Raw genomic sequence first — 12,469 nt, forward strand, 5'->3', positions numbered from 1 at the left:
GCCATTTAACCTGCATACGATTTGATGTGAATATTGCCGACTGTTTCATCCTCGGCCCAATACATCTGTTCTGCCACCATGGCGCCCGGATTAAGCTTAACGCCCTGTAGTACTCGTTCCTTAAAGCGCTTATAGCCGCCACGATCAATCAAGTGGCCCATATGCAGGTATACTGGCTTACCATCAAGCATCTCTTTTTCAAACTCAAAGATGTTTGGAATCATCTGGGTGATCACCTCTTCGGTGACCCAATTGAGGAATATTTTACCAACCCGCGGGGTTTTCTTACTGGTCCGTCCGCCAAGGCGTACCTGATAAAGCTGTTCCGGTTCGCGCTGCCAAGCCAGCGTCGGGCACGCCAGTACACATTCACCGCAACCGATACACTGAGATTCCTGTTTCACCGCCTTACCATTTTTGAGTGACAGGCATCCCACCGCATGGTGACCGCAACTGGCCACACAGGCCCCGCAACCAATGCAACGTTCGGCGTTAAAGCGCATCCGCGCTACCCCAAGTATCCCAACATCGCACATGGTGGCTTTGGCGCAGTCATTGGGGCAACCGGCCAATACAATTTTTAGGTGATAAGGGCTCGGATAGATCAGCTTCTCCAGCCGACGGGCCAGCCCAGTGGTATCGGTATTACCTTTCTGGCAGATTCGATTACCCTGACAGGCCACAATATTACGCCCGCCAATGGCCTGATAACCGGCCTTGGTATCGTCCACCGGAACCTCACACAGTTCCATCTCGATTTCGCGAATGAAGGGTTCCAGTGCCGCATTCACTTTATCCATATCCTCATAACGGATCCCCGGCATCGCCAGTTTTTGCCGTGTGGTCAGATGGATCTGCCCGTTGCCATAGGTTTCGGCGATATACTGGGCAACAGACAACAAATGTGCCGGCAATATCCCCCCGGGAATCCGGACGCTGATCATCGCCTCACCGCGGACTTTGGACAGTCGAAATTCGTTTTGTGCCCGGGCCTTAATAATATCTACATCAACACTCATGACGGCTCCCCCCTAGTCGATTAAGTGCCGTGCATCGGCATAGTTAAACACCGGCCCATCGACACACACATACACCTTACCGATCCGGCAGTGGCCACATTTTCCCGTGGCACAGGCCATTCGCCGCTCATAATCAACCCAGATCTGCGCCGACGCGATACCGCGTTCCAACAACATCCGGACGGTAAACTGAATCATAATTGGGGGCCCGACCACGATCGCCTGCATCTGCTCGATATCCGATAGCGGCAACGTCGCCAAAACATCCGTCACCCGACCAATCTGGAAGCGCTCATCCGCTTCCCCTTCATCAAGCGTCAGAATCAGATGGTCAACGTTGGACCAATTCGCCATCTCCTCACGATACAGCACGCTTTGGCGGTTCTTATATCCGAGGATCATATCCAGTTGGCTGACCAACCCCGGATGTTCATTGAAATGGCGCAATAACCCCTTGACCGGAGCGACCCCGGTTCCGCCAGCGACCACCAGCAGCGGACGGCCATAAAACCGCTCCATCGGATAGCCATTGCCATAACACCCGCGGATCCATACCGCATCGCCCACATCCAGTTGGAACAAGGCCGACGTTACCTTACCAACGTTGCGGATCAGCAGATCCATCCAACCCGGACCACAATCTGAAACTGAAATAGGGGCTTCGCCAACCCGTGGCAGAGAAACTTCAACAAACTGGCCAAACCGAGCCGGCAAATCCGTACTGATCCGAAAATTCCACTCCAGTTCCGTGTGCTTTTCAATGGCGAGAATAGTGCATGGCTGAGGCATCAGGCTGTCCTGAACGCGTTCGCACTGACATTGTTCACTCATGATTTGCCTCCCCGACCAGTGCCTGACGCACCGCGTCCGTCATTCGGTTGAGCACGGCTGAAAACTTAATATATTGAGGGCAGCGATCATCACAACGACCGCAGCCAACACACATATGCTCAATCCCAAAGCGGTCCTTGAAGTCGTTGACTTTATGCAGCGCCCGGTAGCGCAATCGCGTCCCGGTATTAGCTCTGAACCCATGACCACCGGCCATATCGCTAAAACCCGGCACCATGCAGCTGGCCCACTGCCGACGGCGCTCGCCGCGTTGTGGCTGCTCCTGATAGGCGACATCAAACACACTGTAGCACGTGCAGGTCGGGCATCCCGTCGTACAGCGGCCACAGCCAATACAGCGTGACTGATAGTCCGCCCAAAGCGGGTGATCTACCAGAATATCGCGGATCTGTTGCGGATCATCGCAAACACTGTCGGGTAACCGCACTTGTTGCAGGTTTTGTTCAACAAACTGAACCTGGTGTTCACAACGCTGCCCTAAGCCATCAAGATAGCCAGACAATCTCTCATCATTAAGTGTCAGCCGTGCGCCGGTCGCATCAAAATGTACGGCGGCCGCGTAGTCATCGGTGCGGTTGGTCCCCATAGATACACAAAAACAGTTCTCAAACGACTGCTCGCACTCCATGAGCACAAACTGGATCCGATCACGAATCGCCTGATAACGGTTATCCGCTGCCGGTCCGTTGTGCAGGTACATGGCATCCAACCGCGACATCGCATGGATGTCGCATGAACGGGCGAATATCAGTAATGGTCGCGTGTCCGTTTCAGCAATCTGAATAGTTTGTTGGTCGAAATAGAATAACGTTTCCGTTATTGGCGTGATCACCGTATTCGGCGACATATGTGATTTTTCCCGCCAGACTATCTCATCAAAGTGGCTGACGGGTTGGTAAATAATATTGTCGGTATCGGAAAACCGACCGCCTCGATATTCGGCTTTCGGCGCATAGACACGCCAGGATTCATTCAGCCGTTTTAATAATTGACTAAATTCATCAGCAGTAAGTTGTATCGCCATAACCTGCCTCATGTGTGGATGCAGAAATAAATAATCTGTATTTAAACTATTCCTGAATCACATGGCAGACTAATGGAAAAAAGCGATAAACAAACTCAGCATAATCGATAGATTAACAATCACTTAGAGATATTAACAATAGGTGCTGAATATACACGCCAGCGGTATCTAATCACTATTCTGGATAAATTAAAGCCCTGACTATTCGGTAATGGTGCAAATATTCAATATTGCGCCAGACTGAAACAGCGCAGCAAAGGCTGCGCTGCCAGTCATTATTTACTCGCCAGCTCCGTGGTACGTTTTACCGCTGCCAATACGCTGCGTTGTAAACCAGCGGCAAAGTCACTGTTATTAAGTTCGTACAGGCCATGCATACCGACGCCCGCAGGAGAATTATTGATATCCAGTAGCTGACGCGGATGGCGATTACTGATTTTCAGCATTTCAACCGCTCCCACCAGATTTTCATAGGCGACCTCGGTGGCCTGCACGCGAGGTAAGCCAGCCAGCACACCGGCATCCACCAGCGATTCAATAAAATAATACACATAGTTGGGTCCGGCGACGCCATAACCAGTAAAGACATCCAGCAGGCGTTCCTCCAGGAACATCACCTTGCCAAAACTTTCCAGAAACGCGCTGAGCGGTTCCACCTGCACATGGTCATTCAGTACCGCCCCGCTGTAACCATAACCAGTATCGGTCAGCGTATTCGGGATAACACGGGCAATAGCGCGTTTTTCACCCAACAGCTCGGTCAACCTTGCTAACGTGACACCCGCAATAATCGAAATAACCGTGGCATGCGACGCGGCATACTGACAAATTCGCTTCGTCACGGCCGGGATATCATCCTGCGGACGCACGCCCATCACAATATAGTCAGCATTGGCCAGCGCCTGTTCACCATCTGGTTGGGAGGAGAGCTGATAGCGGGTTTGCAATGTGGTAATACGTTCGGCATCAATATCTTCAAGGGTGACCTTTTCAGGAGAAAGGTTACCGCTATTGATAGCGGCACGAATAATAGCCTCTGCCATCTGCCCGGCACCGATAAAATGAATCTGACTCATCATATACTCCCGCAATCAGTGTTAAGTGAATGAACGGTCTTCAGTGATCTCTCCACCAACGAAACCCAGACCCGGATCCCATCAGCGATAATTCCGTCATTAAAATCGTAAAACGCATTGTGCAGTGATGCGGATGGCGATACGCCATCCGCTCCCAGCCAAAAGTAGGCACCGGGACAGGCCTGCAACATATAAGAGAAATCCTCAGCCGCCATTGACGGCGGATTACCCCAGTTCACCCGCGATTCCCCCAGTGCGGCGATTGCAGCATCCCGCAGCGTGAGTGCCGCCTCGGGATGATTCTCGGTGACCGGATAGCCATACTGCCAGTGCAACTCGCCGCTCACCCCGAACGATGCCGGTAAAGTGGTGACCAAATCAGCGAAGAGCGCCAATACTTTTTCCCGTGTGTCGGCTTGCAGGCAACGCACCGTACCGGAAAGAACCGCCGTATCCGGAATGATGTTCATCGCATCGCCGGAATGGATCTGTGTGACACTGACCACTGCGGTTTCCTGTGGTGAGATTCGTCGTGAAGTGATAGTTTGCAACGCCAGTATCAACTCCGCTGCCGCGATAATCGGATCGATCCCCCGATCCGGCATCGCCGCATGGCAGCTTTTCCCGGTCAGCGTGATACAAAAACTATCGTGCGACGCCATCATCGGACCAGGATTTACCGTAACGTTCCCGGCGGCCAACCCAGGCCAGTTATGCAGCGCATAAATTGCCTGCATTGGGAAGCGCAGAAACAGGCCCTCTTCCACCATCATCTGACCACCACCCGCGTTCTCTTCCGCAGGCTGAAACACAAAATGCACCGTACCGGAAAAACGCCGGGTTTCACTCAGATAACGAGCCGTCGCCAGCAGTATCGCCATATGCCCATCGTGACCACAGGCATGCATACAGTTAGCGGTAGCGGATTGATGATCAAACGTATTTTTTTCCTGAATGGGAAGTGCATCCATATCCGCACGTAAGCCGATGCTGGGGCCATCACCATTACGCAGCGTTCCCACCACACCGGTTTTCGCTATCCCGCGTTGTACTTCCAGGCCAAAAGATTCCAGTAATGTTGCTACTCGCTCTGCGGTGTCATGTTCATGCAGGCCAATTTCCGGCCAGGCGTGAAAAGCCCGCCGCCAGTCAATGGCCTGCGCAAGAATGTGCTGGGGAATGCCTATCATCACTGAACTTCCCGTTGGCTGACGTCAATAAACTCAAGAATGATATTGCCAGTGACTTCTGGCGCGACCAGTATTCGTCCCGGCGCACAGCAATGCGGTAACTGGTTGATCTCCAGGATATCGGCCAGCGCGCAAATATCCCGTGTACCGATAGTAATGGCGATGGCATGGGGTTTGGTATTGGTGGATTGCGGCAGGGCGATCCCGTCATACATATCCGCGGCCTTATCAGGATGCACAGCACGCAGCAGCCCGGAGCGGGTGTCGGCGATCAATATGTCCGCCTGCCAGGTAACACGATCGCCATAATCCTTGCGCCAGCGCGATTCCAGTACGGCCAGCTCTTCATCCTGTGCCGTATAGGTCACGGCTTCAATGCAAGTTGCGCCGTTGGGATGATGACGCCATTCCTCGACCCAAATCAAATCCGGACGATGCTGCTGACAAATAAAACCGGACGCTTCCGGATAGTCGGGATCAATCAGTAATCCGATGGAAACCACCACTTCATCTGTCTGGCCGTTATCCATAATGATTTTACGACGAAAATCCATCAGTCCTTGCTGGTGTGGATGCTGTTTTACCAGACGAGCATAATCACCGCAGGCATCCTTACTATGCAGGGCAATCAGCGAAACACCATCTTCCCCCCGATCAAGGAACGCCCCCATCTGGCGGCCAAAACAAAACCCATTTACCGCATTGGTACCGAATTTAGAGGCATCATTTACCCCTATCAGCTCAATAAAATTGTCACCAAACATCATAAAGCAGGTGACCGTACCCCACGGGTGATAACTGACCGGTGACGGGGAAAAACCCATTTTACGGTAGTTGTCTAATGCCTGCTCATAGTGGTTCACGGTAACCAGCACATGGTCAAGACTCAATGTCGCTTTCTGGCTAATATTCATGGTCATATTCCTTTCCCTGAAACAATTTCAGGATTTACGCATCAATGTATTTCGCCGGCCATTATTTCCCCTGACTGAAAATAATGTTTTTCACCGGTAACAACAGGCTCCCTGATGGGCGCAACCAATAACATTTCATCGTTTGCATTGATGAAATAATAATAAGATATACATACTCGTCATCTTTCCAATTGCAGGTACGTTGACTGCGCCTCAGCTCCGAATCACTTACTTGAGTGAGTTCATCGGGATTTCTTTGCTTGTCGCCGGCCTACCATCCGAATTATTGAGAGTATAAATACACGCCGCCTCATTTATTACCGGCGATAACATTCCTGACGGCAGATAAATATATCTGCCGGGTGTTTTATTTTTTAGATCATTCTCAGATTAATTTTCTAAAATAAATCCGCGCCAGTCCCTCTTTGGTAACTTCAACAGCATGCTCCGCACTGAGTGAAACGTGTGTCTCAATTAACGGTATCCCTGTTTCCACATCTCGCTGACGTAATGCCGCGATAATTTCCACGTGTTCGTCGTAAGCGTTGTTACGTCGACTCGGGGTTTCCAGATCGATCCGACGAAAGAAACGAATCAGAGAATTCAGGCCATCAAGCGTTTCATACAATCGGGAATTCTTGGCGATTCTGGCAATCGACATATGAAATGCCTCATCAGCCTCGGCGACTTTTGTCCAATCGGTGATAGTGTCAGGGTCTGGCAATTCACGGCAACTCTGTTCCCAGATAGCCACCGTCTGCGCAATGTCACTGTCGCTGGCTCGCTGGCAGGCAAAGCGGAACGCGGCCTGTTCAATCACCGCCCGCAGTTCATAAAGTTCGCGTACACCGTCGGGCGTGATATCCCGGGAATAAAACCCGCGGTTAGGAACAAAGTTCATGAAGCCATCTTGCGCCAAACGATTCAACGCCTCACGAACTGGCGTACGAGAAACCCCCAACCGACTAGCCAGCTCAACCTCATTGACCCGTTCACCGGGCTTGAAGTGATAATCAATCGCCAGCGCTTTCACCACCTCGTAGACTTTCTCAACACTGTCCGCGCTCCGCGCGGTTTTCTGGCTGACTGACACGTTATATCCTCTTTATGGTTCACCAACGGTTAATCACATTTTACGCTTAGGTCACCTTATTACCGTGGCAGAGAAATGGTTACATTGCCCTTTAATTCAATTCATAGCATGGCTGAATTCATAACACAATCACAATGTGAATACACTTCTATCTACACATTGAAATCCAATCCTGTCACTATAAAAAATCATTGCAAGAGAACAGGTTAAATCTATTATTTTCTTTTCTTATTACTCACCGGGTAATTAATCACATTGCACCATAATGAATCCCACCGCACCAAACAGAAGCAGATCGTCTTTCACTAAAAACCATATTCAGCCTTTTTTTTCTCTTTTTTCTGTCGCGAATAAAAAAATAATGATAGGTGAAAATCTGCGTCATGACATATTTATTCCTTGTTATTTCAAACAATCTTCTAGCGATATTTCACTTCTCTCAATGGCCGCTTAGCCAGAATTCCACCTGTTTTTTCTGAGATGGCATAACAATTGCTGTCTTTTGAATAGTCAAAGTGTATTCACTTCATCATTCACTTTGTTATTCACTTTAAGATAACAACCTGAAGTGGCTTGAATACAGCAAAGCACACCACGCGGGTGGTGATTGATGACAACACGGCAACGCCCCACATGATGACAGCCGCCATAAACGCTGCCTCATTTCATCCAGACAGGAGACGCAGTATGACAGTGCACATTCGTAACGCTTTCTTTGCTTCAGCGCTGATGAGCAGCGCACTTTTTGGCTTATCCAGACCCGCGATGGCCGATATCACTGTCGGTGCCATTCTGCCGTTGACCGGTACCAGCGCCAGCATTGGTGAAGATCAACGCCGTGGGGTGGAACTGGCGGTTGATCAGGTCAATGCCCAGGGTGGCGTCGACGGGCAAAAACTGGCGGTGATAGTCGAAGATTCTGCCGGCAACCCGGTTACAGCGTTAGATGCCGTGCGCAAACTAACACAAGTGGATCATGTACCACTGGTGGTCGGTGCCTTTTCTTCCAGTGTCACTATTCCGATCGGGCAGTATCTGGTGAAAAACCATTTAGTGCACATCAACATCTCTGGCACTAGCACAGATATCCGCAAAATAGGCAAGTTCTCCTACAGTGTTATCGGGCTCGATGATCTGTCCGCCCGCTTCTCCGCCAAAGATGTCTATGCCATGGGTTACCGTAAAGTCGCTTTCATCGCGCCGAACGGCGCTTATGGTCAGGGTATGGCGGAACAGTTCACCAAGTTCTTCCAGCAACTAGGGGGCAAGGTCGTAGCCAAAACACTGTATACCAGCGGCCAGTCATCATATCGGCGTGAGTTGGAGCAGTTATCTCGCTATAAGCCTGACGTCTATGTTTACACGACTTACGGCCAGGATGCGGTAGTCCTCAACCGCGAGTCTTACGAGCTGGGACTGAATAAAACCCCTTGGTATGGCATGTATCTGACCATGTGTACAGCCAATTCACCGGCACAATACACCCAGGGGAAAATGGGGATGGAAGTGGCCGGACTGAGTGACAAAGGCCAACGCTATACCGAACAGTACCGCAAGCGCTATAACGAAAACCCAAAATCCGCCTATGGCAGTTATGCCTATGACAGCATCATGCTCGCTGCTGCCGCGATCAACAAAGCAGGTAGTGCCGACCCCGCCGCATTGCAGACAGCGATGCTAGCAGTGGCGCCGCACTTTGTCGGTGTGACCGGACCACTGAATCTGGATGCTGATCATATGCGCCAGACACAACCATACGAAAAAGTGAAATCAGTAAACGGTGCCCTGGCACCTCGTTAAACGGCGAGTGAGCCTGCTCACTGCACGATAGCCCTGTACAGGAAAGCATTATGTTCCAGTTCATGCTTGATACATTAATACGTACCGCCGATCTATCCTTGATTGCGCTGGGATTAAGTCTGGTTTACGGCCTGGTCCGGTTCGCCAATATTGCGCATGTGCAATATGCCATGGTCGGCTCATTTCTGACCGCTGCGCTGTTGCGGATTGGAGTGCCGTTTCCACTGGCGGTGATCATCTCCAGTGGCTTATGCGGCGTCATCGCCATGTTATTACACCACTGGGTATTCCGGCGCCTGGTGAAAGCGGGTTCCGCCAATGCCATGATCGGCTCACTGGCGGTGTCGATGATCATGCTGGCCCTGGTTCTGGGCATTGCCGGTTCGTCACCGGTGGGCTACGGCCTACCGATAAGTCCGGCACTCTCGCTGGATGGCACCCGCGTATCGGGTGATCAACTGTGGACAATCGCCATCACCCTACTGCTGTTATCAGGCTTTAGTTGGTTATTGTTTCATTCCACTCTGGGCCGCGCTATCCGCGCACTAACCAGCAACCGCGATTTGGCGGCAGCTTCCGGACTTAATGCTAATGCTATCGTGCATGTGGTTAATCTCATTGCCGGTGCACTGGCCGGACTGGGCGGCTCTTTACTGGCTATGAACTCCAGCGCTTATCTCAATCAGGGTAATGATCTGCTGTTGCCCGTGCTGGCTTCCGCCATTTTGGGCGGATTGGGTAATCCAATGGGCGCGGTGCTGGGTGCCTTGTTGATCGCCGTGACGGAAACACTGGTGACCAACCTCAATTTTGGCTGGCTGACCGGTGGTGGTTTGGCATTTATTCCAGTGACTTACATCAATGCCGCCTCATTCATCATACTGTTGCTGGCACTGTTGTTGCGCCCGTACGGCTTATTTAACCGGGAGGTTCGCCGTGTTTGACTTTCTGCTGCATATCATCACGATTGCCGGTATCTATGCACTGGTCGCACTGTCTTTGAACATACAGGCGGGCTATGCCGGGTTACTGAATTTTGGTCACATTGCATTTGTGGGCATCGGGGCTTATGCCGCCGGGATAGGCGCACAACTGGGCATACCTTTTGTGCTATCCGGTGCCATAGGCATTGGTCTGGCGATGCTGTCAGGCGCTGGCATGGCCGTTCTCGGGCGTCAGCTGGCCGCCGATTATTGGGGGATCGCCACGCTGGCAGTGGCAGAAATCATTCGCATTGTGATCATTAATGAAAATGAACTCACTGGGGGTGCACAGGGTATTGGCAACATTGCCGCCCCCTGGTCCAGCGGATCGCAGCAAAGTGACAGTATCATTTTTGCCATTGTTATCCTGCTGGTGCTACTGCTGGTTACCCTGCTGTCACTACAGATAGGTAAAAGCCGATTCGGGCGCGCTCTACGTCTGATGCGAGAACAACCACAGCTCGCCACCTGTATGGGTTATCACCTGCAATGGCTGAAATGCCAAACACTGATGTGCAGTGCAGCAATCGGTGCTCTCGCCGGCATATTGCTGGCCTGGTACACCAGTTATGTCAGCCCGGATTACCTGCTCTCCTCCGAAACCTTTCTGATCTGGAGCATGGTGATGATCGGCGGTATCGGTAATGTTGCCGGGGTATTGATCGGCGTATTGGTGGTAGAAAGCCTGTACAACTTTATTCCTTTTGCCAAAGACATGTTTCACATCAGTTCTGATATCACCGGAGCGCTTCGACTAGGTATGGTTGGGGTTATTTTGCTGGGCTGTTTATTAGGACGGGCGGGCGGGTTACTGCCGGAACGACTGAGGATAATACCATGACGCCATTAATGCAGGTTGACGCCGTATGTAAAGCCTTCGGCGGCAACCGTGTACTGGAAGGGGTGACGTTTACCCTGAAACAGGGAGAAATTCTCGGCTTGCTAGGCCCCAACGGTTCGGGAAAAAGCACCCTGTTAAACGCTATTTCCGGTTTCACTCCCATTGACAGCGGCACCATTACTGTCAGCGGGCAGCGTATCGACCGACTGGCGACACACCATATTATCGAAACGGGTGTTGCCCGCACGTTCCAACTACCGGCAATGCCAGAAAAAATGACCGTGATGGAAGTGGTGATGGCTGCCGGGACACAACAGCACGGCTTTTGGGGCAGCCTGTTATCGTTACCGGCCACCCGGCGGGCAGAACGGGCCGGCAGAGAAAAAGCCGGGGCATTAATCGACGAGCTGTTACTGACACAGGTACGTGATCTCCCCGCTGCCGCCTTGTCTGGCGGACAGAAAAAACTGCTGGGGATCGCCTGCGCCCTGATGGGGAACCCCAAAGTTTTGATGCTGGATGAACCCATGGCGGGCGTTCACCCCAATCTTCGGCGTGATATTGTCGAGACACTGCTGCGACTGAACCGTGATGGCCTGTCGCTGGTGGTCATTGAACACGATATGCATTTTATCCGCGAACTTTGCCAGCGCTGCATCGTGCTGGACAGAGGAGATATCGTCGCCAGTTGCCGTCCGGAGGAACTAGCGGACAATCCACAGGTACTGGAAGCCTATCTGGGGCGCAACACGCAAATATTACAGGAGGCGGTATGATTACGCTGAACGAGGTGATCGCTGGTTATACGCCGGGTATCGATATTCTACAGGGCATTTCCCTGCACGTTGAACGGGCAGAGATCGTCACATTACTCGGCCCCAACGGTTGCGGTAAGTCCACCCTATTGAAATGCATTGCCGGTTATTTACGACCACGCTGTGGTCAGGTCATGCTCGATGGTCAGGATGTTAGTCAAATCCCGATTCACCGCAAAGTTCGTGAGTGCTCACTGGGGTTCGTACCACAAACAGACAATGTGTTTAACAATCTGACTATCAAGGAAAATCTGCAAACGGGCGGCCAGTTTTTATCGGATGCCGAACGCCAGCAACGCATGGAAGCGCTGTGCGAACGCTACCCATTACTGCGCAAAAAATGGCGAGCCACCGCATCAGCACTCTCCGGTGGAGAACGTCAGATTCTTGCCCTGACCCGTGCCCTGATGCCGAAACCCGCCACTTTGCTGCTGGATGAACCTTCTGCCGGGTTATCACCGAAAATGCTCAGCGATGTCTTTGCAGCGATTCAGGACATCCGGCGCCAGGAAGATGTAGCTATTCTGATGGTGGAGCAAAATGCGATGGAAGCATTGCATATCTCTGACCGTGCCTATGTCCTGGCGCTGGGCAAAGTCGCCCTGACTGGCAATGCTGATGAATTGTTATGCGACCCCCGCATGCGGGAATTGTATTTGGGAGGCCGGGCGGCATAACGGAAGCACATACGCAGTAAAGCTGGTCATCATAGTAAGTAAGCGCTTACACCAATGACAAACACCATGATACTTAAACGATAAGGCGGCTATGCCGCCCCAGACCGTTGACAAACCTACGTATAGCGTCAGAACGGTGATAATGAGAGAGAAGAGTAAAGCATCCGCGCCAGGGATGGCGCGGC

General features: G+C 51.6%; 12 protein-coding genes. 5 read left to right on the forward strand and 7 right to left on the reverse strand.

The features are described 5' to 3' along the window. Positions 1-5: 5 nt before the first annotated feature. The 7 genes from asrC to CWC46_RS22500 form a co-directional block, all read right to left on the reverse strand. Entirely contained in the window at positions 6-1,019 is a 1,014-nt protein-coding gene (gene asrC / locus CWC46_RS22470; protein WP_021014305.1) for a sulfite reductase subunit C, read from the reverse strand. A 12-nt stretch (positions 1,020-1,031) separates the two neighbouring features. Continuing rightward, the gene (gene asrB / locus CWC46_RS22475) at positions 1,032-1,850 is read right to left on the reverse strand and encodes an anaerobic sulfite reductase subunit AsrB (RefSeq protein WP_021014304.1); all 819 of its coding nucleotides are present in this window, start codon (positions 1,848-1,850) and stop codon (positions 1,032-1,034) included. After that, on the reverse strand, positions 1,843-2,895 hold the full coding sequence (asrA, locus tag CWC46_RS22480) for an anaerobic sulfite reductase subunit AsrA (RefSeq protein WP_021014303.1): 1,053 nt from the start codon (positions 2,893-2,895) through the stop codon (positions 1,843-1,845). The genes asrB and asrA overlap by 8 nt, the downstream gene beginning before the upstream one ends. A gap of 275 nt (positions 2,896-3,170) precedes the next feature. Beyond that, positions 3,171-3,971, reverse strand: coding sequence for a pyrroline-5-carboxylate reductase family protein (locus CWC46_RS22485; RefSeq protein ID WP_021014302.1), 801 nt, complete (start codon positions 3,969-3,971; stop codon positions 3,171-3,173). Continuing rightward, positions 3,971-5,158, reverse strand: coding sequence for a M20 aminoacylase family protein (locus tag CWC46_RS22490; RefSeq protein WP_051391481.1), 1,188 nt, complete (start codon positions 5,156-5,158; stop codon positions 3,971-3,973). Before CWC46_RS22490 ends, CWC46_RS22485 begins: the two co-directional genes overlap by 1 nt. Before the next feature lie 2 nt (positions 5,159-5,160). Then, positions 5,161-6,081 (reverse strand): VOC family protein, encoded by a 921-nt coding sequence (locus CWC46_RS22495; protein WP_201797188.1) that lies wholly within the window; start codon positions 6,079-6,081, stop codon positions 5,161-5,163. Positions 6,082-6,460: 379 nt separating this feature from the next. Continuing rightward, positions 6,461-7,168 (reverse strand): GntR family transcriptional regulator, encoded by a 708-nt coding sequence (locus tag CWC46_RS22500; protein ID WP_021014299.1) that lies wholly within the window; start codon positions 7,166-7,168, stop codon positions 6,461-6,463. Positions 7,169-7,855: 687 nt separating this feature from the next. On the opposite strand from CWC46_RS22500, the gene CWC46_RS22505 reads away from it, so the two are divergent. Genes CWC46_RS22505 through CWC46_RS22525 form a run of 5 tightly spaced genes read left to right on the forward strand, consistent with a single transcriptional unit; the run spans position 7,856 to position 12,284 of the window. Continuing rightward, positions 7,856-8,968 (forward strand): ABC transporter substrate-binding protein, encoded by a 1,113-nt coding sequence (locus CWC46_RS22505; RefSeq protein WP_021014298.1) that lies wholly within the window; start codon positions 7,856-7,858, stop codon positions 8,966-8,968. A 50-nt stretch (positions 8,969-9,018) separates the two neighbouring features. Further along, positions 9,019-9,912, forward strand: a complete 894-nt coding sequence (locus CWC46_RS22510; protein WP_021014297.1) for a branched-chain amino acid ABC transporter permease — start codon at positions 9,019-9,021, stop codon at positions 9,910-9,912. Next, complete coding sequence (locus CWC46_RS22515; protein ID WP_021014296.1) at positions 9,905-10,792, forward strand: branched-chain amino acid ABC transporter permease; 888 nt, start codon at positions 9,905-9,907, stop codon at positions 10,790-10,792. The genes CWC46_RS22510 and CWC46_RS22515 overlap by 8 nt, the downstream gene beginning before the upstream one ends. Beyond that, the gene (locus tag CWC46_RS22520; RefSeq protein ID WP_021014295.1) at positions 10,789-11,568 is read left to right on the forward strand and encodes an ABC transporter ATP-binding protein; all 780 of its coding nucleotides are present in this window, start codon (positions 10,789-10,791) and stop codon (positions 11,566-11,568) included. Before CWC46_RS22515 ends, CWC46_RS22520 begins: the two co-directional genes overlap by 4 nt. Then, complete coding sequence (locus CWC46_RS22525) at positions 11,565-12,284, forward strand: ABC transporter ATP-binding protein (RefSeq protein WP_021014294.1); 720 nt, start codon at positions 11,565-11,567, stop codon at positions 12,282-12,284. Before CWC46_RS22520 ends, CWC46_RS22525 begins: the two co-directional genes overlap by 4 nt. Positions 12,285-12,469: the final 185 nt, after the last annotated feature.

The sequence above is a fragment of the Prodigiosinella confusarubida genome, assembly GCF_002847015.1.
GTDB lineage: Bacteria > Pseudomonadota > Gammaproteobacteria > Enterobacterales > Enterobacteriaceae > Prodigiosinella > Prodigiosinella aquatilis.